The sequence below is a fragment of the Taklimakanibacter lacteus genome, assembly GCA_003576695.1.
GTDB lineage: Bacteria > Pseudomonadota > Alphaproteobacteria > Rhizobiales > Aestuariivirgaceae > Taklimakanibacter > Taklimakanibacter lacteus.
This window is the reverse complement of record QOZQ01000016.1, coordinates 40,516-66,465: the sequence shown is the minus strand read 5'-3', so window position 1 is coordinate 66,465 and position 25,950 is coordinate 40,516. Positions and strand designations below refer to the sequence as shown.

Here is a 25,950-nt window from a genome sequence, read left to right as displayed (position 1 = left end):
CTCTTGTTCCCTTAAATTACTGTCACGCGGCCGGACAATGGTCGCAAAGATGGGCAACTTCAAGGGGGGATTTGGAACATTTAGGCCCTGTGACCTCGATGCAACGCATTGAAGTCCTTGGGGAGACCGCCTACGTGGTAGATCACCCTCTGATCAGGAGACCTGACTTATTTTCCCGTCTGGCGGCGATTGCCCGCCAGCGCCAATTTCATTAAAAGGCGGCCCAGATTTGCGTCGGCGGCAGCGCCCAATCCCGAAGGAATGAGACAATATGCTAGGACTGCGTTCGATCGCGTCGCGGATATTCGGCACCTCAAATGACCGCAAGGTCGGAAAATATGCCGGCCGTGTCGCCGAGATAAACGCGCTCGAAGCAAGCCTCGCCGGCCTGACCGATGAGGCGCTGAAGGCCCGCACCGCCGAATTCCGCGAACAGCTGGCCAATGGCCGGGCGCTTGATGATCTCCTGGCGCCGGCCTTCGCCACCGTCCGGGAGGCCGCCAAGCGCACTTTGGGCCAGCGTCATTTCGACGTTCAGCTCATCGGCGGCATGGTGCTGCATGAAGGCCGCATCGCCGAGATGAAGACCGGTGAAGGCAAGACGCTGGTCGCCACGCTCCCCGTTTATCTGAACGCCCTCACCTCCAAGGGTGTGCATGTGGTGACGGTCAACGACTATCTCGCCCGCCGCGACGCGGGCTGGATGGGCCAGATCTATAACTTCCTCGGCCTCAATGTCGGCTGCATCGTGCATGGCCTCTCCGATACCGAGCGCCGCCAGCAATATGCGGCGGACGTGACTTACGCCACCAACAACGAGCTGGGCTTCGACTATCTGCGCGACAACATGAAGTTCCATCTCGAGGAGATGGTGCAGCGCGGCCACAATTTCGCGATCGTCGACGAAGTCGACTCGATCCTGATCGACGAGGCGCGCACGCCGCTCATCATCTCGGGCCCGCTCGACGACAAGTCCGATCTCTACAATGCCGTCGATGCGTTCATCCCCCAGCTCGAGGCCGCCGATATCGAGCTCGACGAGAAGCAGCGCGCCGTGACCCTGACCGAGCAGGGCAACGAGCATATGGAGAAGATCCTGGCCGCCGCCGGGCTGCTCAAGGGCGAGAACTTCTACGATGCCGAGAACGTCACCATCGTGCATCATGTCCAGCAGGGCCTGCGCGCCCACAAGCTGTTCCAGCGCGACAAGGACTACATCGTCAAGGACAACCAGGTCATCATCATCGACGAGTTCACCGGCCGCATGATGCCGGGCCGGCGCTATTCGGAGGGCCTGCACCAGGCGCTCGAGGCCAAGGAGCATGTCGCCATCCAGCCCGAGAACCAGACGCTCGCCTCGATCACCTTCCAGAACTATTTCCGCCTCTATGAGAAGCTTGCCGGCATGACCGGCACCGCCAATACCGAGGCGGAGGAGTTCATGGACATCTACAAGCTCGACGTCATCGAGGTCCCGACCAACGTGCCGGTCGGCCGCAAGGACGAGGACGACGAGGTCTACCGCACCGCCAAGGAAAAATACAAGGCCATCATCAACGTCATCAAGGACGCGCGCGAACGCAAGCAGCCGATCCTGGTCGGCACGACATCGATCGAGAAGTCGGAGATTCTGGCCGGCATGCTGAAGAGCATGAACATTCCGCACAACGTGTTGAATGCCCGCTATCACGAGCAGGAAGCCCAGATCATCGGCCAGGCGGGCCATCCGGGCGCCGTCACCATCGCCACCAACATGGCCGGCCGCGGCACCGACATCAAGCTCGGCGGCAATGCCGATATGCGCATCGCCACCGAGCTGGAGCAAGTGCAGCCCGGCCCGGAGCGCCAGCGGCGCGAGGACGAGATCCGTGCCGAGGTCGAGCGCAACAAGGAAGAGGTGCTGAAGGCCGGCGGCCTGTTCGTCATCGGCACCGAGCGGCACGAGAGCCGGCGCATCGACAACCAGCTGCGCGGCCGCTCCGGCCGCCAGGGCGATCCCGGCCGCTCGCTGTTCTATCTTTCCCTCGATGACGATCTGATGCGCATCTTCGGCTCCGAGCGCATGGATTCGATGCTGCAGAAGCTCGGCCTCAAGGAGGACGAGGCCATCGTCCATCCGTGGATCAACAAGGCGCTGGAAAAGGCGCAGCAGAAGGTCGAGGCGCGCAACTTCGACATCCGCAAGAACCTGCTCAAATTCGACAACGTCATGAACGACCAGCGCAAAGTCATCTTCGAGCAGCGCATCGGCATCATGCGCGGCGAGGATGTGCCGGAAACGATCGACGACATGCGCCACCAGGTGATCGACGATCAGGTGAGCCAACATATCCCCGAGAACGCCTATGCCGAGCAGTGGGACGCTGCGGGCCTGCGCGAGAAATTGCGCGAGACCATAGCACTCGACCTGCCCGTCGACGATTGGGCCAAGGAGGAAGGCATCGCGGATGAGGAAATCCGCGAGCGCGTGACCAAGGCGGCGGACGAGTTCTATGGCCGCAAGCGCGAGACCTACAGCCCTGAGATCATGGTGCAGGTCGAGAAGGCCGTGCTGCTGCAGACCCTCGACCATCTCTGGCGCGAGCATATCGTGACCGTCGAGCATCTGCGCCAGGTCATCCATCTGCGCGGCTACGGCCAGCGCGACCCGCTCAACGAATACAAGACCGAAGGCTTCACCCTGTTCGAGGCGATGATCGCGCATTTGCGCGAGATGACGACCGCCCAGATCATGCGGGTCGAGCTGCAAAGCCAGCCGGCCGAGGATCTCCTTCCCGACGAGGAAGATCTGCCGCCGATGCAGGCGCATCATATCGATGCGACGACCGGCCAGGACGATGTCGGCGAAGGCCTCATCTTCGGACAAGAGCCGTCGCGCAAGGCCAGGGGGCCGGTCGATCCGCAGGATCCCGCGACCTGGGGCAAGGTCGGCCGTAACGACGCCTGCCCCTGCGGCTCGGGCAAGAAATACAAGCACTGCCACGGCGCTTACGCCTGAGCGGGCCCTCATTGAGGATGTCCGCGTCGCCAGGGCGCACCGGGGCCATAAGATCGGTCACCGGCTGCTGGAGTGGGCGATCAGCGAGGCGCGCCGGCGGCACTGCCGCCTGATCGAGCTATTCGTGCACGAAACACGCAGTTCGGCGCGGCGCTTCTATTCGCAACTTGGCTTAAAGGACAGCCATCGCGGCATGCGCCTGCCGCTCGAATGAGCATCATCCCTCATAGGTGATGCGCCCGTCGCAGATTGTCACGACCGGCGTGAGCTTGTCGATCTCCTCCGGCGCCACGGTCTCGATATCGCCGGAGAGCACGACGATATCGGCCAGCATGCCGGGCACGATGCGACCCTTGCGGTCTTCCATGAATTCCGTCCAGGCGCCGTCCGCCGCATAGCCCGCGAGTGCGTCGGCGAGCGACTGCTTCTGCTCCGGCAGACCCTTCTTCCAGGCCTTGCGTGTCACCGCCGCATGGATGCCGCACAGCGGATTGATGTCGGAAACCGGCCAGTCGCTGGCGAAAGCGAGCCTGGTCCCGGCCTTGCGCAAAGTCTGCCAGGCGTAGGCATAAGGCAGGCGATCATCACCGATGAGGCCGAGTGTGGGCTCGAGCGGCAGTCCCATCGTGCCGGGCGGATGCGGCGGCTGCATCGAGGCTACGACGCCGAGCTCGGCGAAGCGCGCAATATCGGAAGGCAGCACCACTTCGATATGCTCGATGCGATGGCGGCTGTCGCGCCGGCCATTGGCCTTCGCCGCCGCCTCATAGCCGTTGAGCACGCTGTTGACCGCGCCATCGCCGATGGCATGAACGGCGATCTGCAGGCCGCGCCTGTCGGCTTCGACGGCGATCTCGTTGAAATGTTCGGCCGTGAACAGAGGATCGCCGTTCTTCACCGACGCTACGGCATAAGGCTCAACCATCACAGCGGTGCCTGAATCGATGACGCCATCCATGAACAGCTTGACGAAGCCCGAGCGCAGGCGATCCGAGTGGAAGCGCCGGTGCATCTCGCTCGCCTTCTCCAGCTCGGAGAGCTTCATGAAGTTCTTCATATGGAAGGGGATGCGGGCGCGGACCGGCAGCCCCTCCTCCCGATCGATCTCATCGAGGAGCTCGAGTTGGTAGAAATTGCCGTCCATATTGTGGAAGCTGGTGATGCCGTGCCTTGCGCAATGGGCAAGTCCGCGCCGCATTATCGCCCGGTCGTCGGCACGCTCTTCCGGACTGGGCAAGGGCGACGGCTCGCCGCCGGTCTCGAGGCCGAGACGCTCGCGCACGGCCCCGGCCAGCATCCTGACCGGGTCGATGGCGCCGCCCTCGCGCAATTCGCCATTGGCGAGCCCATCCCCGCCCATGACGATCTCGCAGCCGACCGGCATGTCCCGCCCCTTGAGGATTCCCGCTTTTTCGAGCGCCGCTGTATTGGCCCAGGCGGTGTGGTGGTCGGGCGAGAACATCATGAAGGGCTGGTCTGGCACCATACGGTCGAGATGGTGGCGGGTGACGCGTTCTTCCGTGCCAAGGATCGTGTAGTCCGCTCCCTGCGCCACCAGGAGCTTCGCCTGTGGCTTGCCTCGCGCATAGGCCCCAACCTTATCGGCGAGCTCGGTGAAGCCCTTGACGCCGGTCAGATGAAGCTGGTCGAGCTCGGCAGCGCCGGAGAAGATATGCATATGGGCTTCGATGAAGCCGGGCAGCACCGTGCCGCCCTGCGCATCGATCATCCGCGTGCCGTTGTGGCGCAACCCGCTGGCGCCCTCCCGATCGCCCGCGAAGATGATCTCATTGCCGGCGATGGCGACGGCCTCGCAGCGCCCGCCCTCGTCAAGGGTCAGCACGCGCGCATTGACGATCAGGATGTCCGCCTGTTTCACTCCCGCCCCCCTTTATGAGGAAATCAGGCAGCGTTCACATAAGCGACCGCGCCCATCATGCCGGCATTCATATGATAGACGTGATGGCAGTGGAAGGCCCAGTTGCCGGGATTGTCGGCATCGAAGGCGACCGTGACGGCGGCATTGGGCGGCACCAGTATCGTGTCGCGCATCGCGCCTGCGATCTTGCGCCCGTTGATGCCGATGACCTGGAAATGATGCCCGTGCAGATGCATCGGATGCGCCATGCTCGTCATATTGTGCATCATGATGGCGATGCGTTCGCCAAGCCTCACGCCGAACAGCGTGTCATGCATCGAGGCCTTGCCGTTAAATCCCCAGACATAATCCTTGTCCCCACCCGTCAGCATGAGCATCTCGGTGCGGGTAATGGGTTCAGGCGCAAGGCCTTTGCGCGCCGTCAGCCGCAGTTCGAAGTCGAGGTCGAGCGGCGGCGCCATATCGCCTTCCTCCGCGATCTTCCCGATCTCACCATTGCCCGCGGCGATCACGATGCCGGTGCGCCGGTTCGTTCCTTCCGGGCGGAACAGGATCGGCCATGCTTTGGCCTCGCCGGGCAGCGCGATGCGGATATCGGCGCGTTGCGCGATGGCGAGCGGGAACAGGCTGGCTTTGACCGGCGCGATAGCATTGCCGTCGACCGCGATGAGCTCGCCCGCAAGCCCGCCCAGATCCACCCACATATTGGACGCGGCGGCGCCATTGATGATCCTGAGTCTGACGCGGCCCCCGACCTCGGCCCGCACCACCTCCGGGTCATCGAGCGTGCGGTCATTGGCGAGGAAGGCATCGAAGCTGACATCGTTGATCATCGCCGGCGCCATGGCCATCTTGCTGTGATCCATTCCGCTCATGTCGCCCGAGCCGCCGCCATGCGCGGCATGCCCGCCGCCGCCCGACTTGAGCTCGTCCAGGATCTCCTGCGGCTCGCGGAAGGTGAAATCATGCAGCAGCACGACATGCTCCTGCTCGTCGGCGGCGAGATCGGCCTTGTCGCGCACGATCATGGGTGCCGCGAGCAGCTTCTGCTCCTGGAGACCGACATGCGAATGCATCCAGTGCGTGCCTGAGCGCGGTGTGAAATCATATTCATAGCTCTCGCCGGGTTTGAGAGCCGGCTGCGACAGGCCGGGCACGCCATCCTGCTCGGTGGGCGGCGTCTGGCCATGCCAATGGATGAGGGTGGGTTCGTCGAGCCCATTGGCGAGCGCAATCCGGATCTGCCGCTCCGCCGCAAAGGTAAATCCCTGTTTACCCTGCTCGCTCGCAAGGCCGAAGACCTTGGCCGCCTTGCCCTTGACCTCGATGATGCGCGTCCCGGCTGCGATCGAGGTGACGCCGGGAGCCGCCGCCGCCTGCCTGCCTGCCGTCAGCAAGACCGCCGACCCCATGCCGGCAATGAGATGGCGTCGCGAAATCAGAGGCATGATCGATCCTGTTCCTCGGTTAATGCTTGGCAAGTGCCCCGCTTCATTACGGGTCTAATTGGGGGTGAAAATATGGAAGTCACGTATTTTTTCTCTGACCGAAGGGAAACTGCTTGGAATTTGAACGCTTTCGTTAACCTGCACTGAAGCCGCCTCGTCTACGCTCCCGGCAGCGAGACCATAGGGTCGGAGTAAGCAATGGGAGTGTCCGTGACAAGGCTGGTACGCTTTCTCAAAGACAGGAAAGGCGCCACGGCCATTGAATATGCCCTTCTGGCCTCCGGCATCTTCCTCGTCATCATAACCGCCGTCCAGCTGCTCGGCACCGGCGTCGCCGACCTCTATGCGACCATCGTCTCCGGCGTCAGCGGGGTGGCTAACCCTTGACGACATAGCGCCGGTCGACGAGCTCGACGGCGGGCACCCGCCGTCCTTTCTCGAACAAATCATAGGCCGGCTTCAGGTCTCTCCAGAAGTCAATCCAGCGTGAACGGCCATGGCTTGCCATATTGGCCGGTGTCATGCGGAAGGGAAACGCATGCACATCGACACGCGTCTGGCCGTTGCGCAATGCCGCAGCGACCAGCCGATAGATGTCATCGACGGCGGGATCGGTCATTGCATAGCAGCCGATCGAGCTGCAGCCGCCATGCACCATGAGATAAGAGCCGGTGCGGCCATGGGCGCGATCAAATGCGTTGGGAAAGCCGAGATTGAAGGACAAATGATGACGGCTGTTGGGATTGAGCTGCGCGGCGGCCACTTGATAGAAGCCTTCCGGCGCCTGCCGGTCGCCGGTCTTGAGCTTTGGGCCGAGCCCGCCTGAGAACCGGCAGATCGGGTAGGACTGGAAGAGCCGCCATCCCTTGTCGTTCCGCATCCACAGCTCGAGCACGGCCTCCTGCTTGAAGATGCGCAGGAAGACCGGCTGGCCGATATGCAGTTCCTGATTGGCAAGCCGGCCCGGCAATGTCCTTCGCGCCTCGGCCACCGCATGACGCTCGTACCGCTCATAGGCCAAATAGAAAATGGCGCCCGCCGCCAGGAGCGCCGCCAGCACGGATAGCAATTTCACAACCCGCATGGGGGAAGAATGAGCAGCGATGAAGGCAGCTTTTGGGCGGGCCGCCTGCCGGATCAGAGATCCCGGCCGATCGCCAGGAATTTGTCGCGCCGTTGCGCCCTCAGCGCATCGGGCGGCATGGCGCTGAAAGCCCTGAGCGAGCGCGAGATCGCATCCTCGGTGGCGGCCATCACCTGTTCCGGGCCGCGATGGGCGCCGCCCAGAGGCTCGCCGATGATGTCGTCGATGATGCCGAGCTTCTTGAGATCCTGTGCGGTGATGCGCATGGCGGCGGCCGCGTCCTTGGCCCGCGTCGCATCGCGCCACAGGATGGAGGCCGCTCCCTCGGGCGAGATCACGCTGTAGATCGCATGTTCGAGCATCAGCACGGCGTTGGCGGTGGCGATCGCAATGGCACCACCCGATCCGCCCTCGCCGATGATCACCGAAACGAGCGGTACGCCGAGGCCGAGGCAGCAATCGGTCGAACGCGCGATCGCTTCGGCCTGGCCGCGCTCTTCGGCATCGATGCCGGGATAGGCGCCGGCCGTGTCGATGAAGGTGAGAACGGGAATGCCGAAGCGGTCGGCGGTCTCCATGAGCCGCACCGCCTTGCGATAACCTTCCGGCCGCGCCATGCCGAAATTATGCTTGAGGCGTGTCTGGGTGTCATGGCCCTTTTCCTGGCCGATCACCGCCACCGCTTCGCCGCGGAACCGGCCCAGCCCGCCGACGATCGCATTGTCTTCGCCGAATTTGCGATCGCCCGCCATCGGCGTGTAATCGGTGATGAGGGTCGCGATGTAATCGGCGCTGTGCGGCCGGTCGGGATGGCGCGCGACCTGTGCTTTCTGCCAGGGGCTGAGATTCTGATAGAGATCGGCCAGGCTCTTCGCCGCCTTTTTCTCGAGCGCCTTCACCTCATCGCCAATGGAGACGGCGGAGTCCGGATTGGCAATAGCCTTGAGCTCCGCGATCTTGCCTTCAAGCTCGGCGAGAGGGGCTTCGAAATCGAGATAGGCGTGCATTGAACCTCAAAGGGGGGCAATTCGGGCCAGAACGGCCCGATTGCGGCGCAAAGTGGCTATTGCGACCCTGGATGTCAACCAGACTTCGCCAGGGGATGATGTGTTTCAACCGCCGACCGCAAACGGTCGGTCTGCACATGCGTGTAGATCTGGGTCGTCGCGATATCGGCATGGCCCAGCATCTGCTGCACCGCCCGGAGATCCGCGCCGCCCGCCAGGAGATGGCTGGCAAAGGCATGACGCAGCACGTGCGGCGAGACCTGGTCGGCATCGAAGCCCGCTTCGACCGCCAGCGCCTTGAGTTCGAGGGCGAAATGCTGGCGCGTCAGATGCCCCTGGTCGCCATGCGAGGGAAACAGCCAAGGCGTCTCTTCTTCACTTTCCGCCTGCAGGGCGGCGAGATAGGCCGCGACGGCGGTGAACGCCGTTTTCGACACCGGCACCATGCGTTCGCGCCCGCCTTTGCCCTTGACCAGGATGAATTGCGGTCCCCGGGCGACCGCCTGCTTCCTTAGGCTCACCAGCTCCGAGACGCGAAGGCCCGTCGCATAGATGAGCTCGAGCAGGCAATGGAGTCTCAGCGCCTTGAGCCTGGCCTTGCCTTTGAGCCGGCCGATTCGGCTCGTCGCCACATCCATCAGGCGGGTGACGTCTTCGGGGTTGAGGACCTTGGGAAGGGGCCGGCGCAAGCGCGGCGCATCGATCGCGGTCGCGGGATTTTCACGAAGAATACCCTCGCCATACAGGAAATTGTGGAATTGCCTTATGGCCGACAGCTTGCGCGCAGCGCTCGACGCCTTGATGCCTTCGGCATCGAGGCTGGCAAGATAGTTCCTTATATGTTCCGGACGTGCCCCCCTGAGATCCGCCCCCTCCGCCGTGAGGAAGTCGGCATAGGCCGAAAGATCACGCTGATAGGCGGCAAGCGTGTTCTGCGCCGCGCCCCGTTCGGCGCTCATCATTTCCAGGAACCGCTCGATCAGTCGGCTGTCGCGGCGGGCGGGCTCATTGCTGTCTGAGTTTTTCATGGGGCAGCGCCTTGACGATCTCGGACTGTTCCGGGGGATAGTTCGCCAATCCCCAGGCAGCTCCATAGACGGCCCCAGCCAAGCACGCGATGATTAACAGAAAGCGAACAGTATCAGGCACGACACGTCCTTCCTCACCCGGCAGTCCTTTTGCCTGATTGCTTGCCCAACGCCAAGTGCTTCAGGCGCCTCAGATTCCCATTATAAGGATAAATATAAGCTAACCTGTGTCGTTACGATGCAGAATGCGAAACAATTCCCCTTGAACAGATAACCCGCTATGCGAGACCCGCGAAAACTGATGAAATCGACCTACCGGTAACATGGCCCGTCGCTCGCTCAGCAAGGATACGACCGCCGTCCGCCAGCGTCTCGATGGCCACCCGATCGTGCTGGTCGGCCTCATGGGGGCCGGCAAGACGACGGTCGGCCGGCGCCTGGCCGAGAAACTGGGCCTCGCTTTCGTCGATGCCGACCATGAGATCGAGCTCGCCGCCGGCCAGACCATCCCCGAGATCTTCGCCCGGCATGGCGAAGCCTATTTCCGCGACGGCGAACGCAAGGTGATCGCGCGCCTCCTCGAGAACGGCGCCCAGGTGCTGGCCACCGGCGGCGGCGCCTATATGAATGCCGAGACCCGGGCCGCGATCAGGCGCCATGGCATATCGATCTGGCTCAGGGCCGATTTCGATCTGCTGATGCGCCGGGTGCGCCGCCGCTCCAACCGGCCGCTTCTGCGGAATGACGATCCGGAAGCGGTCATGCGCAAGCTGATGGATGAGCGCTATCCCGTCTATGCCGAAGCCGACATCACGGTGGACAGCCGCGATGTGGCTCATACATCGATCGTCAACAGCATCATCAAGACCCTGGCGCGCTGGCCGGGTTGGGATCGTTTGAACAATGCACAAGCCTGAAGCACCGCACACCACCGTCGCCGTCGATCTGGGCTCGCGCAGCTATGAGATCGCCATTGGCGAGGGTCTCATCGCCAGCGCCGGCGAGCGCATCAAGCCGTTTCTCAAGCGTCCACAGGTCGCCATCGTCACCGACAGCAATGTCGCCGCCCGGCATCTCGATCGGCTCAAGGACAGTCTGGCCAGGGAAGGCATCACCGCCACCGCCCTCGTTCTGCCGGCGGGCGAGGCGACCAAGAGCTACAAGCATCTGGCCGAAACCTGCGACGGACTGCTGGCCGCGGGCGTCGAGCGGCGTGACATGGTCATCGCTCTGGGCGGCGGCGTCATTGGCGATCTCGCCGGCTTCGCCGCATCGGTGCTCAGGCGCGGCGTCGATTTCATCCAGATCCCGACGACGCTCCTCGCCCAGGTCGACAGTTCGGTCGGCGGCAAGACCGGCATCAATTCACCGCATGGCAAGAATCTCATTGGCGCCTTCCACCAGCCGCGCAGCGTCCTCATCGACATAGCCCTCCTCGACACGCTGCCCCTGCGCGAGCTCGCCGCGGGCTATGCCGAGGTGGCGAAATACGGCCTCCTCGGCGATGCGCAGTTCTTCACCTGGTTGGAGGCCAATGCGCCGGCTTTGTTCGCCGGCGACGCCCAGGCGCGTATCAAGGCGATCACCAGGAGCTGCGAAATGAAAGCCCGGATCGTCGCCGAGGACGAGACCGAAACCGGCGTCCGGGCGCTGCTCAATCTCGGCCACACTTTCGGCCATGCGCTCGAGGCCGCGACCGGCTATTCATCGCGCCTGCTGCATGGCGAGGGTGTCGCGATCGGGATGGCGCAGGCCTTCCGGTTCTCGGAACGGCAAGGCCTGTGCGCCGGGGGAACAGCAGAGCGCGTCGAGGCGCATCTCAAATCGGTCGGCCTTCCGACCCGCCTCGCTGACATTCCAGGCGAGCTGCCAGGACCTGAAAAGCTCATCGACATCATGCGCCAGGATAAGAAGGCGGTCGCCGGCAAGCTCACTTTCATCCTGGCGCGCGGCATTGGCGAGGCCTTCATCACCCGCGATGTCGAGGAGAAGGACGTGCTCGCTTTCCTGGCCGGGGAACAGAAGGAGCAATGAGGGCATTCGCCAGAGGCTTCGGACGACTTCTCGAGCGGCTCGGCCTCCTCGAGGCGCAGACCGCGCAGGAAGAGCTGCGCGGCGCCATAGACCAGCACCACAAGGAAGGCGCCTTCGTGAAGAAGGACCGCGACATGCTGGGCGGCATCCTCGATCTCTCCGAGCTCGAAGTCTTCGACGTCATGGTCCACCGCACCAAGATGACGACCATCGATGCGGCAATGCCGCGCGATCAGATCATCAAGGAAGTGCTGAAGAGCGGACACAGCCGCGTGCCGGTCTGGAAGGAACGGCCCGACAACATCATCGGCATCCTGCATGTGAAGGATCTGTTCGCGGCTTTTCTCGAAAATGAGGGCGATGCCGCGAAGATCATGATCGAGACGATCCTGAAGCCGCTGTGGTTCGTGCCCGACACGCGCCGCGTGTCCGATCAGCTTGCCGCCTTCCTGCGGCGCAAGACGCATTTTGCGCTGGTGGTCGATGAATATGGCGAGGTCATGGGCCTCGTGACGCTCGAGGACGTTCTGGAGGAAATCGTCGGTGACATTTCCGATGAGCATGATGCCGAGCGTCCGCGCATCCGCAAGCAGAAGGACGGCTCGGTGATCATCGATGGCGCCGTGCCGATCCGCGACCTCAACCGCACGCTCGACTGGCGCCTGCCCGATGCGGAAGTGACGACGGTCGCGGGCCTCGTCGTGCATGAGGCACGTATGATTCCGGATACCGGCCAGGCGTTTACTTTCCACGGCTTCCGCTTCGAAGTGATGCGCAAGCGCCGCCATCAGATCACCACGCTCAGGGTCACGCCGGCCGAGTAGATCCCTGCACAGGCGCTGCCTTCAAATAACCACCTTGCTCGCTTTCCTTGCGTCATCATGAAGGACACCGCGGCATATGACCTTGTGATCGTGGGGGCGAGCTTTGCCGGGCTGGTCTGCGCCAGGGCCGCCGCCATGCGCGGGCTTCGCACTCTCGTCCTCGAAGCCAAGCGCGATCCAGGCGCCCGCATCTCGACCACGGGCATTCTCGTCAAGGAGGCGGCGGAGGAAGTCGACATCCCGCCCCATCTTACCCGCACCGTCCATGGGGTGAGGCTCTACTCGCCTTCGCTGCGCTCCGTCGATCTTTTCGCACCCGGCTATTATTTCCTGTCGAGCCGCACCGCCGATCTGCTGCGCTGGCTGGCGCGCGAGGCCGAGAATGCCGGCGCCCATATACGCTGCTCGGTGAAGCTGCAGCGCGCGCTGCACCAGGGCGAGATGATCTTCCTGCCGCAGCTCGGTCTGCGCACCCGATTTCTGGTCGGGGCCGACGGTGCGCGCTCGACCGTGGCGAAGCTCTTCGGCCTCGGCCGCAACAGCCGCTTCCTCACCGGGCTCGAGGTCGAATATCCCGAATTGCCGATGGCCAATCCGGACTTCCTGCATTGCTTCCTCGATTCGAACCTCGCCCGCGGCTATCTCGCCTGGGTGGCGCCGGCGCCCGGCTTCTTCCAGGTCGGCCTCGCCGCCAATGAGGGTGCGAAGCCCGATCTCAGGGCCTTCCTCGCCCATACGGAGAGACTTTTCGGATTCTCGAAGATGGCGGTGCAGGAGCGCCGCAGCGGCCGCATACCCTGCGGCGGCCCGGTCTCGCCCTTCGCGGCGCCGCGCGTTCTCCTCATCGGCGATGCCGCGGGCCATGTGTCGCCTTTGACCGGTGGCGGCATCAGGCTCGCCTTCCGCTATGGCCGGCGCGCCGCGCAATTGATCGCCGATCATCTGACCCGTCATGGCCCGCCGCCTGAGAGCGTGCTCAAGCGCGAAATCCCCTCCATGCGCCGCAAGCTGCTGCTGCGCCGGGTGATTGATGCGCCGCCGCCCAACTGGCTCTATGATCTCGCCATCGGCACGCCGGTGATGAACTGGTTCGCCCGCAAGGTCTATTTCCACCGCCGCGCCGCGCTCGGCGACAGCCTTGAGGCTTTCGAGCAACGCATCAGAAGCTCGGTGTGATCACTTTGGCTCTGAGGCCTGGATGGCGAGCGCATGAACGCGCGACTTGAGTTCGTCGGCGAGCGCCGCATTTACCATGCGGTGCATGTCGACCCGGCTCTTGCCGGCAAAGGCCTCAGACACAATTTTGACGCGGAAATGGCTTTCACCATCGGGATGCGATCCGGCATGGCCCGCATGCAGATGCGACTCGTCGATCACATCGAGAAGCTGCGGCTGAAAGGCGCGGGTAAGCTTGTCCTTGATGTTTGTGCCTGTCGGTCCGAGCGCCATGGCTTGCTCCTTGCTCAACTGATGACCATAATTGGTAGTGATGAAACTCGATTCCAAATATTTCGACAAGATTCGCGTGAAGCCCGGCGAGGAGCGCACGGTGCGCGACAAGCACCCCAATTGCGAATGGCCGGGCTGCACCAGGCCTGGGCGCCACAAGGCGCCCAAGGGCCGCAACCAGGAAGGCCAGTTCCACGCCTTCTGCCTTGAACACGTCCAGCAATATAACAAGACCTACAATTATTTTGACGGCATGAAGGACGACGCCGTCCGCGACTATCAGAAGGAAGCCCAGACCGGCCACCGCCCCACCTGGAAGCTCGGCCAGAATTCGAGCACCATGAACAGCGCGGGCCGCCGTGCGAAGCCCGGAAGCTTCCGCGACCCGTTCAATCTCCTGGGCGAGGGTGAAGAGAGTAAGCGAGCCGGGACGAGCGCCCGCCCCGTTCGCAATGCAGAGTTGAAGGCCCTGCATACGCTTGGCCTCGATGAGAAGGCGACCAAGGAAAAGGTGCGGGCCCAGTACAAGACCCTGGTGAAACGGCTTCACCCGGACGCCAATAATGGCAGCCGGGCCAATGAGGACACCCTCAAGGCGGTCATCCAGGCCTATGATTATCTGCGCTCGACCGGTTTCTGCTAAAGCCTCGCTTGTCCAGAGGTTTTCGAGCCTTGCTCAGGCCCCTTTGACCGTCTAGAACCTCCGCACTCCCGGACCCCATATATTGGCTACAAACAGATGACCGCGACCGTTAATGGCGAAGCAGCCCCCCTCCCCGACATGAAGGTGTCGGTCAGGCAGCTGTTTGGCTTCGATTCGAACCTGGAAGTTCCCGCTTATTCGCGCACCAGCGAGCACGTGCCCGATCTCGACGAGGACTATCTCTTCAATCGCGAGACCACGCTCGCGATCCTGGCCGGCTTTGCCTACAACCGTCGCGTCATGATCACCGGCTATCATGGCACCGGCAAATCGACCCATATCGAGCAGGTCGCCGCGCGCCTCAACTGGCCGTGCATCCGCATCAATCTCGACAGCCATATCAGCCGCATCGACCTGATCGGCAAGGACGCCATCGTCCTGAAAGACGGCAAGCAGATCACCGAATTCCGCGAAGGCATCCTGCCCTGGTCCTATCAGCACAATGTGGCGCTCGTCTTCGACGAATATGATGCCGGCCGCCCCGATGTCATGTTCGTGATCCAGCGCATTCTCGAATCATCCGGCAAGCTGACGCTGCTCGACCAGTCGCGCGTCATCCGCCCTCATCCCGCCTTCCGCCTGTTCTCGACTGCCAACACGATCGGGCTCGGCGACACGACCGGCCTTTATCACGGTACCCAGCAGATCAACCAGGCGCAGATGGACCGCTGGTCGATCGTCACCGCGCTCAACTACCTGCCGCATGCGCAGGAAGTCGGCATCGTGCTGGCCAAGACCAAGAGCTATGACAACGAGAAGGGCCGCAAGGTCATCGCCAACATGGTGCGCGTCGCCGATCTGACCCGCAACGCCTTCATGCAGGGCGACCTCTCGACCGTCATGAGCCCGCGCACGGTGATGACCTGGGCGCAGAATGCCGAGATCTTCGACGATCTGGGCTTCGCCTTCCGCGTCACCTTCCTCAACAAATGCGATGAGCTCGAGCGCGCTCTGGTGGCTGAATTCTATCAGCGCTGCTTCGGCGAAGAGCTGCCTGAATCGCCGGCGCATGTCGCTCTGTCATGAGAGGCTGATGGGCCATGGCCCAGGACCGCGAAGGACCGGCAGGCGAGTTCCGTAATGTCCTGACGCTGGCGATGAAGACGATCTCCGGCGAGCCGGAATTGTCGGTCACCTTCGGCGCCGAGGCGCCGAGCCTCGCGGGCAAGAAGGTCAAGCTGCCGCAGGTCTCGATCGAGCTCAACCGCCAGGAAGTCGCGATCACCCGCGGCATCTCCGATTCCTTCGCCATGCGTCTCGCCAATCACGACGATGGCGTCCACAACCATTACCGCCCGGAGGGTAAGAACGCCCGCGCGATGTTCGAAGCGGTGGAGCAGGCGCGCGTCGAATGCATCGGCTCGCGGGCCATGCCGGGCATGGCCCGCAATATCGCGGCCATGCTGCAGGACCGCTATCAGAAGAAATTCGCCGGCCGGCCGGCGACCAAGAAGGATGCGCCGCTCGAGGAAGCCGTGGCGCTCCTGGTGCGCGAGCGCCTGACCGGCGAGGCGCCGCCCGACGAAGCGCGTGCGCTCGTCGAGCTCTGGCGCCCCTGGGTCGAGGAGAAAGCGGCAAGCCAGCTCGACCACCTGACCAATGCCTTGACCGACCAGGCGGCTTTCGCGCGCATGTCGCGCGACATCATCGCGGCCCTCGACATGGCCGATGAGCTGGGCGAAGACCCCGACCAGACCGACGACAGCGACGAGAGCGAGGAAGCCGAGCCTGATTCCGGCGACCAGCAGGAGACGCCCGAGGGCGAGGAGCAGGAAAGCCAGCAATCGGCCTCGGAAGAGCTGCAGGATGCCGAGGGCGAGACCGATGCGTCCGAGATGGACGCCCAGCAGCTCGACATCGACGACATTCCCGACGACCTGGAGAGCGAGGAGAACCCGGACGGCGAGGAGCCGTGGCGCCCGCAGCTGCCTTTCTCGTCGCTCTCGAACGAGGATTTCTACAAAGTCTACACCAACCAGTTTGACGAGGAGATCGCCGCCGAGGATCTCTGCGACTCGGAAGAGCTGACGAGGCTCAGGAACTATCTCGACAAGCAGCTTTCCAATCTTCAGGGCGTCGTGGCGCGCCTCGCCAACCGCTTGCAGCGCCGGCTCATGGCGCAGCAGAACCGCTCCTGGGATTTCGATCTCGAGGAAGGCCTTCTCGATGCATCGCGGCTGCCCCGCGTCATCATCGATCCCCTGCATGCGCTCTCCTTCAAGCAGGAGCAGGACATGCAGTTCCGCGACACGGTGGTGACATTGCTCCTCGACAATTCGGGCTCGATGCGCGGCCGGCCGATCACCGTCGCCGCAACCTGCGCCGATATCCTCGCCCGCACGCTCGAGCGCTGCGGCGTCAAGGTCGAGATCCTCGGCTTCACGACCCGGGCCTGGAAAGGCGGCCAGGCGCGCGAGAAATGGCTCGCCGCCGGCAAGCCCGGCAATCCCGGCCGCCTCAACGATCTCCGCCACATCATCTACAAATCCGCCGACAGCCCATGGCGCCGGGCCCGCCGCAATCTGGGCCTCATGATGCGCGAAGGCCTGCTCAAGGAGAATATCGACGGCGAGGCGCTGATCTGGGCGCATAACCGCCTGCTCGCCAGGAGTGAGCAACGCCGCATCCTGATGGTGATCTCCGATGGTGCGCCCGTCGATGACTCGACGCTATCGGTCAATTCCGGCAATTATCTCGAGAAGCATCTGCGCCAGATCATCACCGACATCGAGAACCGCTCGCCGGTCGAGCTCATCGCCATCGGCATCGGCCATGACGTGACGCGCTACTACAAGCGCGCTGTCACCATCGTCGATGCCGAGGAGCTGGGCGGCGCCATGACCGAGAAGCTGGCCGAGCTCTTCGAGGAGAAGGCCGAGAAGCGGACGCGCAAGCCGGCTGTGAAGCCGCCACCGAAGCGCCGGCTCAATTGATGAGCTGGCGCTGGATTCTCGCCTTCCTTCTCGCCTTCCTTCTCGTCGTCCTGCCGGCGAATGCCCAGGAAGAAGGCCTGAGCGTCAGGACGACGCCGGTCAAATCCTTCAACCTGTTCTCGCAGCTCGTCACCTTCGGCGGGCTCGAATGGCGCGGCGGCCTCGAGCTTACGAGCGATGACGAGCGTTTCGGCGGCCTGTCCTCGCTCGAGCTTTCCCCGGACGGCACCGGGCTTCTCGCGGTGTCGGACAAGGGCTTCTGGTTCAAGGCCGATGTCGCTTACACCGATGACCATCTCTCCGGCCTCCACAACGCCGTCATGGCGCCGATCCTCGGCCCCGACGGCAAGCCCTACAAAGGCAAGGTCAGGAACGACGCCGAAGCGCTTGCCGGCTGGGAGCCGGGCCGCATCGACGGCAAGGTGATCGTCGGCTTCGAGAGCCGCGCCCGCGCCGGCCTCTACGATCTGGGCAAGAACGGTTTCAAGGCGCGCTTTCGCGACCTGAAGCTTCCCAAGGACGTGGCCAAGGGACCGCCCAACAAGGAGCTCGAAGCGATCGGCCGTTTGACTTCGGGTCCGTTGGCGGGCTCGATGATCGCCATTTCGGAGCTGAACACGGACGAGAATGGCGATATCCGCGCCTGGGTCTGGGGCGGCCGCCGCAAGGCCTTCGACTTCTCGATCAAGCAGTACGAGGATTATGCGATCACCGATCTGGCCATTCTGCCCGATGGCGACATATTGACGGTGGAGCGAAGCTTTGGCGGCGCGTCGCTTCCCGGCATGGCGGTCCGCCGCCTCAGGACCGAGGATATCGTCGCCAAAGGCTCGGTGGCGCCGAGCCTGGTCTTCTCGGGCCGCATGCCCTTCTACCGGATCGACAATATGGAAGGCATCGCCGTGTCGCGCCTCAATGGCGAGACGCGCGTGACGATCATCTCCGACAACAATTACCGGCCGGAGTATCAGCGCACCTTGCTCCTGCAATTCGCGCTGAAGCCTTGATCTCATTCCCCTCCCCCTTGCGGGGAGGGGTTAGGGGTGGGGGTCTGGGCAGTGTTTCACCACGTGGCATTTTTACTGCTGGAAGCTGATTGAAGCACCACCCAGCCCCCCACCCCGACGCTTCGCGTCGACCCTCCCCGCAAGGGGGAGGGTAAATCTGCATCACGTCTCGTATTTCTCGACGAAAGCTTCGGCGCTGAGCTTCGCCATGTCCTCGACCGCATCGGCGAGACGGTCATGCGGCCAGTCCCACCAGGCGAGAGCCGCGATTCGCGCCGCCGTCTCGGCAGCGAAGCGCGGCCGCAAGGGCTTCGCCGGGACGCCGGCGGCGATCATATAGGGGGCGACATCCCTGCTCACCACGGCACCCGCGGCGATCACCGCGCCATGACCGATGCTGACACCCGGCAGCAGGATCGCGCCATGGCCGATCCACACATCATGGCCGATCGTCACCTTCTCGGTCATGCGCTCTTCGCGGAAATCCACATCGAGCTTCTTGTCGAGGAAATATTCATTGGGCCGATAGGTGATCTTGTGCTGGCTCACCCGCTCCATCGGATGGTTGAGCGCGTTGACGCGCACATCCGATGCGATGGCGCAGAATTTGCCGATCGTCGCATAGATGATCTCGGCATGACGCTCGACATAGGAGTAGTCGCCGAGCTCGGAATCCTTGAACGACACGCGCTCGGCGATGGCGGTGAAGCGGCCGAGCTTCGCATTGCGCAATTGCGCGGAAGGATGAATGACGGGCTCGCCGTCGCGCGAGGCTTTCGGCGAATGCCGCTTCGGATGGCCGGCCTTGGTCATGTCACTTACAATAATGCAAAAGCCGCTCGGACAGAGCGGCTTTCACGAACGCAAAGATCGTCTTGACGATCAGGCGGCCTTTTCGGCGGCGACGCGCTTCTCGACGCTCTTCTTCAGGCGCCGGGCCTTGAGCGAGAGATTTTCATCATGCGCCTTGACCAGGAAGGCATCGAGGCCGCCGGCATGCTCGACCGACTTCAGCGCGATGGCGCTGACGCGGAAATTATAGCCCTGCCCCATGGCATCGCTGATCAGGTTGACATTGCACAGGTTCGGCAGGAACCGTGTCTTGGTCTTGTTATTGGCATGGCTGACTTTATTGCCAACCTGGGCGCCTTTGCCCGTTAACTCGCAACGACGAGCCATTTCACTGCTCCAAACTCAAAATCGATGGAAAGAGGCCGGTCGTATAAGGGGAAAGTGCCTTGCCAGTCAAGCTTATGGCTCCCCTTGAGCCCATCATTCCGGGGGCCGACAATCGCATACACCATTCCCATTTTGGGGCAATGAGTTAACGCCGAAACGGCACCGCTACGTTCCGCGGGTTAACAGAAGGGAGCGCTCTTGTGCCGGGACCTCGGAAAGTCACAAGATATTGTGCTAAGACCTTGGAACATATGAGGAAAATCGACAGATCAGCGATTCGGACACGCTCTGTTCCGGAAGGGGAACAGATCCTTAACGCCGGCACGCAAATTGTCTCCCTGGGCCTCACACTTTATCAACCACAGGCCGTCGCCGGATGGGTGCCGTTAACATTTCCAGGCCCGCTTTGTCCGGACCGTCCCCAGGCCCTGTCACGGACCTGTCGAAATTGACCCAGCGTCCTTAATGATCAGCCTACGGAACAAAGCCTGAATCGGCCGCGAGTCAGTGATTCGGACAGGCTTTGTTCGCCTTTGAATCCGGAGGTTAAAACCGGCGGCGCTTTCCTTATTTTCCGCCCCCTTGACCGGGCCGCCGGCGGGCATCAAGTGAGGGGGCAATAGTTATCGGATTATGCCCGCCTCCCGCAGCGTCACGGCCGTTCTCGGCCCCACCAATACCGGCAAGACCCATCTCGCCGTCGAGCGCATGCTGGCCCATGGGACCGGCATGATCGGCCTGCCTTTGCGCCTGCTGGCGCGTGAGATCTATGACCGGGTGCGCTCCAGGGTCGGCGATCACGCGGTGGCGCTCGTTACCGGCGAGGAGAAGATCATCCCGGCGACGCCCCGCTTCTGGGTGGCGACCGTCGAGGCTATGCCCTCCAATGTCGATGTGAACTTCCTCGCCATCGACGAGATCCAGCTCTGCGCCGATTTCGAGCGCGGCCATATCTTCACCGACCGCCTGCTGCACCGGCGCGGCCGCGAGGAGACGATGCTCCTCGGTGCCGGCACCATGCGCCCGATCATCGAGCGCCTCGTGCCCGGCACCACCTTCATCGCGCGCCCGCGTTTCTCCAAGCTCACTTATGCCGGCGCCAGGAAACTGTCGCGCCTGCCCCGGCGCTCGGCCGTCGTCGCCTTCTCGGCCGAGACCGTCTATGCGGTCGCCGAATTGATCCGCCGCCAGCGCGGCGGTGCGGCGGTGGTGCTGGGCGCGCTCTCGCCGCGCACCCGCAATGCGCAGGTTGCCCTCTTCCAGTCGGGCGATGTCGATTACCTGGTGGCGACGGACGCGATCGGCATGGGCCTCAATATGGATGTCGATCATGTCGCCTTCGCCGCGACGCGCAAATTCGACGGCTTCCATTATCGCAACCTGACGCCCTCGGAGCTCGGCCAGATCGCCGGCCGTGCCGGGCGCTATCTCAATGACGGCACATTCGGCACCACGGGCGAGGCCGATCCCTTCGATGCCGAGACGGTGGAGCGGCTCGAGACCCACAAATTCGACAATGTGCATGTGCTGCAGTGGCGCAATCGCGACCTCGATTTCCGCTCGCTCGAGGACCTTAAGCGCAGCCTCGGCCATTTTCCGCGCGGCGAAGGACTGACGCGCGCGCAAGCGGGGCCCGATGTCGTGGCGCTCGACACCCTGTCGCGCGACGAGACGATCGCGCGGCTGGCTTCAGGCCCCGCCCAGGTCTCGCTTCTGTGGGATGTCTGCCAGATTCCCGACTATCGCAATATCAGCTCGGGTGAGCATGCGAGCCTCGTCGGGCGAATCTTCGAGTTCCTGTGCCGCGACAATGGCCGCATCCCCGAGGACTGGTTCGCCCGCCAGCTCAGCCACTGCGACCGCTCCGACGGCGATATCGACACCTTGTCCAACCGCATTGCCCATGTCCGGACCTGGACTTTTGTGGCAAACCGTACCGACTGGCTGGAAGCGCCGCTCTTCTGGCAGTCGCGCACCCGCGAAATTGAGGACAAATTATCAGATGCCTTGCATGAAAGGCTCACACAGCGTTTTATCGACCGCCGCACGAGCGTGCTCATGCGGCGCCTGGCCCAAAAGGAAGAGTTGATGTCGACGGTTGAGGAAGATGGCGCGCTCCATGTGGAAGGCGAATATGTGGGCCGCATCAAGGGATTCCACTTCATCCCCGATGGCGCCGACGGCGCCTCCGGCAAGACGCTGAAGGCGGCCTCCCTCAAGGCGGTGGCCTCCGAGATCCAGGCGCGCGCCCAGACGGTCGCGGCCTGTCCCGATCCCGACCTGTCGCTGACGCGGCTCGGCCAGATCGTCTGGCAGAGCGCCACGATCGCCAAGCTCGAGGCCGGCGCATCCTTGCTCAAGCCGCGCATCACCATCATTGCCGACAATCAGCTGTCGGGACCGGACCGCGAAACAGTGCAGGCGAGGCTCGAGAAATTTCTCTCCCGCCATATCGCCAATGTGGCGGAGCCGCTGGTCAAGCTCGAGGAAGGCGAAGGCCTGACCGGCACGAGCCGCGGCATCGCCTTCCGCCTCGTCGAGACCCTGGGCGTCCTGCCGCGCGACCAGGTGGTGCAGGAGGTGAAGAGCCTGGCGCAGGAAGAACGCGCCAGCCTGCGCAAGCTCGGCGTGCGCTTCGGCGCCTTCAACATCTTCGTGCCGCTGCTTCTCAAGCCCGCCGCCACGCAATTGCGCCTGCTGCTATGGGCGCTGGAGAAATCCAAGGACGGCAAGTTCGATGTCGAGAAACTGCCGGAGTCGCCGGGCCAGGGCCTGACCTCCGCACCGTTCGATCGTACGACGCCGCGCGGTTTCTATGGTATTTGCGGCTATCGCATCTGCGGCCCGCGCGTCGTGCGCATCGACATGCTGGAGCGCCTCGCCGACATGATCCGCGAGCGGGTGTTCTGGCGCCCGCGCTTCCCGGAAGAGCCGCGCCCGGTTGGCTCGGTCGAGGGCGGCGGCTTCACCATCGTCCCCGATATGATGTCGCTCGTCGGCTGCTCGGGCGAGGAGTTCCAGGCGATCCTGCGCAGCCTCGATTTCCGCATGCAGAAGCGCAAGGTGAAGCGCGCCGTGATAGCCGCGCCGCCGCCCGCCGCAGCCGAGACCTCAGCCACCCCGGACGAGTCGGTTGTTGCCGAGGCCGTGATGGTGGCCGAGGCGCCATCTGAAGCCGAAACTGAAACCGTTGCCGAGGCTCCGGCCCCGGTCCCCGAACCGGCAGCTGACGAGCAACCCCTGGCCGAAACGCCCGTCATCGCCGCCGATGCTGCGCCGGCGGATCTTCACGGCGAAACGGAACCCGCCCCCACCACGGCCGAAATACGATCTGATGAGAGCGTGCCCGCCGACGCAGCTCCTGGCGAGGTCGCCGCCGATATTGCCGCGGACGAGATCGAGATCGACGTCTGGTGGCCCAAGGACACCGGTCCCTTCCGGCGCGAGAAGCCGAAGCCCGAGGCGCGTTCCCAGCACCACCGCCACAAGCGCCGCGAACGTCCCGAACAGAAGGTGGGGGAACCAGGCGCCAGGCCGGTGGAGGCGGAGGGCAAGCCCGCCGAAGCCGGCAAGCCCCCGCATCGGCACAGGGCGGGCAAGCCGCAGCGCCCGCCCCGGCCCGAGCGCAAGCCGGAAAAGCCCATCGACCCCGATTCGCCCTTTGCCGTGCTCGGCGCCCTGAAGGCGCAGTTCGCCAATAAGTCGTGACGCGGCAAAGGATCGACAAATGGTTGTGGTTTGCCCGGCTGGTGAAGACGCGTAGTTTGGCCGCGGCCATAGTGTCGCGGGGGCAGGTCCGGCTGAACAAAGTCAAGCTTGGCAAGCCCAGCCATGAGGTGGGGCCCGGCGATGTCCTCACCCTCGCTCTTCATGGCCGGGTCCGGGTTATCCAGGTTTTGGCCATCGGGTCGAGGCGGGGTCCGGCGAGTGAGGCCCAGACCCTTTACCAGGACATAGCAGACCAGTCCGAAGCACCCCCCGCTGCGTCGGAAAAGCTGCTGCGCTAAAGCATCGGACCGAAAAGTGCGCAGCGGTTTTCGGACAATCCGATGCGTAAACAATATGTTGACGCAAATCCTTGTCGCCAAAGTCTTCAACTTTGGCGGGATTTGCTCTACCGCTGAAGCCTTGCTATAGAGCGTTCGGAATAAAGAACGGATTGTCGCGAATGACCTATATCGTCACGGAAAACTGCATTAAATGCAAGTACATGGACTGTGTGGAAGTCTGCCCGGTCGACTGTTTCTATGAAGGCGAGAACATGCTCGTCATCCATCCGGACGAATGTATCGACTGTGGCGTGTGTGAGCCCGAATGCCCGGCCGAGGCGATCAAGCCCGATACGGAGCCTGGTCTCGATAAATGGTTGCAGCTCAACACCGAATATGCGCCGAAATGGCCCAATATCACGGTCAAGCGCGATGCGCCGCCCGATGCCAAGGAATTCGACGGCGTCGAGGGCAAGCTTGAGAAATTTTTCTCACCCGAACCTGGCGAGGGCGATTAGAGCAAATCCCGCCAAAGTTGCAGACTTTGGCGATAAGGATTTGCTCCAACATATTGATTTGGCGCGAATCCTTCTCGGCGAAGTGGTTCCACTTCGCCGGGATGGTATTGCGGGACCATTAACCTTTTTCCCCGCAAATATCCCTTGTTACACAGAATTATACCGTACACGGACAGGTCGGACTTTAATTTTCATTAAAGCCGTGCTATATTCTCCCATGATGTAAACAAGACTTACGGAAACGATCCCGGGCCCCCAAAGCTCGGATTTTTTTCGCCAGGAATGCCGGTCCACCGCAGGAAAGAGGCTCGAGATCCTCATCCGCTGGGCTGCGAGGCGAGATCAGACGATCGGCCGTTTGCCAAAGGTGCAGGCCATTTCGCTTGCGCCATCGATAGGTTGCGAGGCGAAGGAAAGCCATGACCAAATCGAAGACCAAGGCCAAAGCCAAGTCCCATAAACCTGCAGCGAAGAAGAAGATCGTGAAAACCACTGCCAAGAAAAAGCCGGCCGTGAAGGCCAAGACTGTTGCCGCCCCCAAGAAAGTCGCAAAGCCCGCCGCCCATGCGGCCAAGGCCACGGCGAAACCCGCCGCCAAGCCGGTCCACAAGCCCGCCCAGGGTGCGAAGCCCCATGCGGCTCCGCATCAGGCCCAGGCCCACAAGCCGGCTCATCCGGTGAAGCCGCAGGCCCATCAGGTGCACAAGCCTGCCCCGGCCCAGCCGGCGCCCCAGGCCGCCCGTCCGGTCGTGCCGCAGCCCATCACCAACATGGCCGACAAGCCGGTGGTGGCGACGCCTGCCGCCAAGAAGCTCCTGTTCAAGGTCAATGAGCTGATCGTCTATCCGGCGCATGGCGTCGGCCGCGTCGTCCAGATCGAGGAGCAGGAGATCGCCGGCATCAAGCTTGAGCTCTATATCGTCGATTTCGAGAAGGAGAAGCTGCGCCTCAAGGTGCCGACCTCCAAATCGGAAGCGAAGGGCATGCGCAAGCTCGCCGACAAGCCGCTCATCGATCATGCCATGAAGGTGCTGAAGGGCCGCGCCCGCATCAAGCGTACCATGTGGTCCAGGCGCGCCCAGGAATATGAAGCGAAGATCAATTCCGGCGACCTGATCGCGGTGGCCGAGGTCGTGCGCGACCTCTACCGCTCCGAACGTCAGCCCGAGCAGTCCTATTCCGAACGTCAGCTCTTCGAGCAGGCGCTCGAGCGCATGGCGCGCGAGATCGCCGCGGTCAAGAAGATCGACGACGACATGGCGATCAAGGAGATCGAAGCCTTCCTCGCCAAGAACGCGCACCGCAACATCAAGGCGGATGACGCCGTGCCGGCGGATGAAGCCGCATAAGACTTTAAAGTTTCTCTGCAGCACCTGTGAAAGCCCGGCCTCGTGCCGGGCTTTTTGTTTGCGCATGGTGGTCCCGGCGCCCCATCCGCGGTAGAATTCGCCGAACCCTGGCAGGTCATCATGAGCCAGCAAACCACCGTCAAGCCGCGCACCAGGACCAGGGCGAAGGTCGAGCGTCCGAAGCTTTGGAAAGTGATCCTGCTCAACGACGATTTCACGCCGCGCGATTTCGTCGTGACGGTGCTCAAGGCCGTGTTCCGCATGAACCAGGCGCGCGCCTATAGCGTGATGATGACGGCCCATCAGAAGGGCGCCTGCGTCATCGCCGTGTTCACCAGGGACGTCGCCGACACCAAGGCGAAGGAGGCGACCGAGCTCGGCAGGAGCCAGGGCTATCCGCTGTTCTTCACGACCGAGCCGGAAGAGTAGGCCGCTACTCCGCAGAGCGCCGTTTGGTTGCACCGCGCTCTCAGCTCATTATTACGCCTGCCTGGCGCGAGCAGGACGCTGGCCTCCACCGT

At 63.1% G+C, this 25,950-nt stretch carries 23 protein-coding genes and 1 pseudogene; 16 read left to right on the top strand and 8 right to left on the bottom strand.

Annotated features, from left to right (window positions below):
* Positions 1–271: 271 nt before the first annotated feature.
* Complete coding sequence (gene secA, locus DT068_RS26345) at positions 272–2,998, top strand: preprotein translocase subunit SecA (RefSeq protein WP_119392884.1); 2,727 nt, start codon at positions 272–274, stop codon at positions 2,996–2,998.
* A complete protein-coding gene (locus DT068_RS26340) occupies positions 2,898–3,212 on the top strand; it encodes a GNAT family N-acetyltransferase (RefSeq protein WP_368905275.1) in 315 nt (104 codons plus the stop codon). The genes secA and DT068_RS26340 overlap by 101 nt, the downstream gene beginning before the upstream one ends.
* Before the next feature lie 3 nt (positions 3,213–3,215).
* On the opposite strand, the gene DT068_RS26335 is transcribed toward DT068_RS26340, so the two are convergent.
* Together DT068_RS26335 and DT068_RS26330 are read right to left on the bottom strand one after the other, a co-directional pair.
* Complete coding sequence (locus DT068_RS26335) at positions 3,216–4,877, bottom strand: amidohydrolase (RefSeq protein WP_119392882.1); 1,662 nt, start codon at positions 4,875–4,877, stop codon at positions 3,216–3,218.
* A gap of 23 nt (positions 4,878–4,900) precedes the next feature.
* Positions 4,901–6,325 carry a multicopper oxidase family protein gene (locus tag DT068_RS26330; protein WP_368905250.1) on the bottom strand — a complete coding sequence of 475 codons (1,425 nt, stop codon included), beginning with the start codon at positions 6,323–6,325 and terminating at the stop codon, positions 4,901–4,903.
* A 198-nt stretch (positions 6,326–6,523) separates the two neighbouring features.
* On the opposite strand from DT068_RS26330, the gene DT068_RS26325 reads away from it, so the two are divergent.
* On the top strand, positions 6,524–6,712 hold the full coding sequence (locus DT068_RS26325) for a Flp family type IVb pilin (RefSeq protein WP_368905248.1): 189 nt from the start codon (positions 6,524–6,526) through the stop codon (positions 6,710–6,712).
* Here the strand turns inward: DT068_RS26325 and DT068_RS26320 are convergent.
* The 3 genes from DT068_RS26320 to xerD form a co-directional block, all read right to left on the bottom strand.
* The gene (locus DT068_RS26320; protein ID WP_119392881.1) at positions 6,702–7,385 is read right to left on the bottom strand and encodes a L,D-transpeptidase family protein; all 684 of its coding nucleotides are present in this window, start codon (positions 7,383–7,385) and stop codon (positions 6,702–6,704) included. The two genes, DT068_RS26325 and DT068_RS26320, sit on opposite strands and share 11 nt — an antisense overlap.
* 77 nt (positions 7,386–7,462) lie before the next feature.
* Positions 7,463–8,416, bottom strand: a complete 954-nt coding sequence (locus DT068_RS26315) for an acetyl-CoA carboxylase carboxyltransferase subunit alpha (RefSeq protein WP_119392880.1) — start codon at positions 8,414–8,416, stop codon at positions 7,463–7,465.
* Positions 8,417–8,490: 74 nt separating this feature from the next.
* Complete coding sequence (gene xerD, locus DT068_RS26310) at positions 8,491–9,444, bottom strand: site-specific tyrosine recombinase XerD (protein ID WP_119392879.1); 954 nt, start codon at positions 9,442–9,444, stop codon at positions 8,491–8,493.
* 323 nt (positions 9,445–9,767) lie between these two features.
* On the opposite strand from xerD, the gene DT068_RS26305 reads away from it, so the two are divergent.
* The 4 genes and pseudogenes from DT068_RS26305 (at position 9,768) to DT068_RS26290 (ending at position 13,478) form a co-directional block, all read left to right on the top strand.
* A complete protein-coding gene (locus DT068_RS26305; protein ID WP_119392878.1) occupies positions 9,768–10,361 on the top strand; it encodes a shikimate kinase in 594 nt (197 codons plus the stop codon).
* Complete coding sequence (gene aroB, locus DT068_RS26300; protein WP_119392877.1) at positions 10,348–11,478, top strand: 3-dehydroquinate synthase; 1,131 nt, start codon at positions 10,348–10,350, stop codon at positions 11,476–11,478. The genes DT068_RS26305 and aroB overlap by 14 nt, the downstream gene beginning before the upstream one ends.
* Before the next feature lie 68 nt (positions 11,479–11,546).
* Positions 11,547–12,302: pseudogene (locus DT068_RS26295) on the top strand (HlyC/CorC family transporter); the annotation flags it as partial.
* Between the two features lie 57 nt (positions 12,303–12,359).
* On the top strand, positions 12,360–13,478 hold the full coding sequence (locus DT068_RS26290; protein ID WP_119392875.1) for an NAD(P)/FAD-dependent oxidoreductase: 1,119 nt from the start codon (positions 12,360–12,362) through the stop codon (positions 13,476–13,478).
* Here the strand turns inward: DT068_RS26290 and DT068_RS26285 are convergent, their stop codons facing one another.
* Entirely contained in the window at positions 13,479–13,751 is a 273-nt protein-coding gene (locus DT068_RS26285) for a BolA family protein (protein WP_119392874.1), read from the bottom strand.
* Positions 13,752–13,791: 40 nt separating this feature from the next.
* Between DT068_RS26285 and DT068_RS26280 the strand changes: the two genes are divergently transcribed.
* The 4 genes from DT068_RS26280 (at position 13,792) to DT068_RS26265 (ending at position 18,394) form a co-directional block, all read left to right on the top strand.
* Positions 13,792–14,394: a J domain-containing protein gene (locus tag DT068_RS26280; RefSeq protein ID WP_119392873.1), complete on the top strand. Its 603-nt coding sequence runs from the start codon at positions 13,792–13,794 to the stop codon at positions 14,392–14,394.
* Between the two features lie 96 nt (positions 14,395–14,490).
* Complete coding sequence (gene cobS, locus DT068_RS26275; protein WP_119392872.1) at positions 14,491–15,480, top strand: cobaltochelatase subunit CobS; 990 nt, start codon at positions 14,491–14,493, stop codon at positions 15,478–15,480.
* Positions 15,481–15,494: 14 nt separating this feature from the next.
* Complete coding sequence (gene cobT, locus DT068_RS26270; protein WP_119392871.1) at positions 15,495–17,387, top strand: cobaltochelatase subunit CobT; 1,893 nt, start codon at positions 15,495–15,497, stop codon at positions 17,385–17,387.
* Positions 17,387–18,394 carry an esterase-like activity of phytase family protein gene (locus tag DT068_RS26265; RefSeq protein ID WP_119392870.1) on the top strand — a complete coding sequence of 336 codons (1,008 nt, stop codon included), beginning with the start codon at positions 17,387–17,389 and terminating at the stop codon, positions 18,392–18,394. The genes cobT and DT068_RS26265 overlap by 1 nt, the downstream gene beginning before the upstream one ends.
* Positions 18,395–18,556: 162 nt before the next feature.
* On the opposite strand, the gene DT068_RS26260 is transcribed toward DT068_RS26265, so the two are convergent.
* Positions 18,557–19,207, bottom strand: a complete 651-nt coding sequence (locus tag DT068_RS26260) for a DapH/DapD/GlmU-related protein (protein ID WP_119392869.1) — start codon at positions 19,205–19,207, stop codon at positions 18,557–18,559.
* A gap of 69 nt (positions 19,208–19,276) precedes the next feature.
* Positions 19,277–19,573 carry a 50S ribosomal protein L28 gene (rpmB, locus tag DT068_RS26255; RefSeq protein ID WP_119392868.1) on the bottom strand — a complete coding sequence of 99 codons (297 nt, stop codon included), beginning with the start codon at positions 19,571–19,573 and terminating at the stop codon, positions 19,277–19,279.
* Between the two features lie 633 nt (positions 19,574–20,206).
* Between rpmB and DT068_RS26250 the strand changes: the two genes are divergently transcribed.
* From DT068_RS26250 to clpS, 5 genes are all read left to right on the top strand, one after another.
* Positions 20,207–23,281: a helicase-related protein gene (locus tag DT068_RS26250; RefSeq protein WP_119392867.1), complete on the top strand. Its 3,075-nt coding sequence runs from the start codon at positions 20,207–20,209 to the stop codon at positions 23,279–23,281.
* Positions 23,278–23,580: an RNA-binding S4 domain-containing protein gene (locus tag DT068_RS26245; RefSeq protein WP_119392866.1), complete on the top strand. Its 303-nt coding sequence runs from the start codon at positions 23,278–23,280 to the stop codon at positions 23,578–23,580. The genes DT068_RS26250 and DT068_RS26245 overlap by 4 nt, the downstream gene beginning before the upstream one ends.
* A 161-nt stretch (positions 23,581–23,741) precedes the next feature.
* Positions 23,742–24,080: a ferredoxin FdxA gene (gene fdxA / locus DT068_RS26240; protein ID WP_119392865.1), complete on the top strand. Its 339-nt coding sequence runs from the start codon at positions 23,742–23,744 to the stop codon at positions 24,078–24,080.
* Between the two features lie 419 nt (positions 24,081–24,499).
* Positions 24,500–25,429 carry a CarD family transcriptional regulator gene (locus DT068_RS26235; RefSeq protein ID WP_119392864.1) on the top strand — a complete coding sequence of 310 codons (930 nt, stop codon included), beginning with the start codon at positions 24,500–24,502 and terminating at the stop codon, positions 25,427–25,429.
* Positions 25,430–25,549: 120 nt separating this feature from the next.
* A complete protein-coding gene (gene clpS, locus DT068_RS26230; protein WP_119392957.1) occupies positions 25,550–25,858 on the top strand; it encodes an ATP-dependent Clp protease adapter ClpS in 309 nt (102 codons plus the stop codon).
* Positions 25,859–25,950 lie beyond the last annotated feature (92 nt).

Coding starts and splice junctions, on each gene's coding strand:
- secA (WP_119392884.1), top strand. CDS start 272: ATGCTAGGACTGCGTTCGATCGCGTCGCGGATATTCGGCACCTCAAAT.
- DT068_RS26330 (WP_368905250.1), bottom strand. CDS start 6,325: ATGCCTCTGATTTCGCGACGCCATCTCATTGCCGGCATGGGGTCGGCG.
- DT068_RS26325 (WP_368905248.1), top strand. CDS start 6,524: ATGGGAGTGTCCGTGACAAGGCTGGTACGCTTTCTCAAAGACAGGAAA.
- DT068_RS26315 (WP_119392880.1), bottom strand. CDS start 8,416: ATGCACGCCTATCTCGATTTCGAAGCCCCTCTCGCCGAGCTTGAAGGC.
- xerD (WP_119392879.1), bottom strand. CDS start 9,444: ATGAAAAACTCAGACAGCAATGAGCCCGCCCGCCGCGACAGCCGACTG.
- DT068_RS26305 (WP_119392878.1), top strand. CDS start 9,768: ATGGCCCGTCGCTCGCTCAGCAAGGATACGACCGCCGTCCGCCAGCGT.
- aroB (WP_119392877.1), top strand. CDS start 10,348: ATGCACAAGCCTGAAGCACCGCACACCACCGTCGCCGTCGATCTGGGC.
- DT068_RS26290 (WP_119392875.1), top strand. CDS start 12,360: ATGAAGGACACCGCGGCATATGACCTTGTGATCGTGGGGGCGAGCTTT.
- DT068_RS26285 (WP_119392874.1), bottom strand. CDS start 13,751: ATGGCGCTCGGACCGACAGGCACAAACATCAAGGACAAGCTTACCCGC.
- DT068_RS26280 (WP_119392873.1), top strand. CDS start 13,792: ATGAAACTCGATTCCAAATATTTCGACAAGATTCGCGTGAAGCCCGGC.
- cobS (WP_119392872.1), top strand. CDS start 14,491: ATGACCGCGACCGTTAATGGCGAAGCAGCCCCCCTCCCCGACATGAAG.
- cobT (WP_119392871.1), top strand. CDS start 15,495: ATGGCCCAGGACCGCGAAGGACCGGCAGGCGAGTTCCGTAATGTCCTG.
- DT068_RS26265 (WP_119392870.1), top strand. CDS start 17,387: ATGAGCTGGCGCTGGATTCTCGCCTTCCTTCTCGCCTTCCTTCTCGTC.
- DT068_RS26260 (WP_119392869.1), bottom strand. CDS start 19,207: ATGACCAAGGCCGGCCATCCGAAGCGGCATTCGCCGAAAGCCTCGCGC.
- rpmB (WP_119392868.1), bottom strand. CDS start 19,573: ATGGCTCGTCGTTGCGAGTTAACGGGCAAAGGCGCCCAGGTTGGCAAT.
- DT068_RS26250 (WP_119392867.1), top strand. CDS start 20,207: ATGCCCGCCTCCCGCAGCGTCACGGCCGTTCTCGGCCCCACCAATACC.
- fdxA (WP_119392865.1), top strand. CDS start 23,742: ATGACCTATATCGTCACGGAAAACTGCATTAAATGCAAGTACATGGAC.
- DT068_RS26235 (WP_119392864.1), top strand. CDS start 24,500: ATGACCAAATCGAAGACCAAGGCCAAAGCCAAGTCCCATAAACCTGCA.
- clpS (WP_119392957.1), top strand. CDS start 25,550: ATGAGCCAGCAAACCACCGTCAAGCCGCGCACCAGGACCAGGGCGAAG.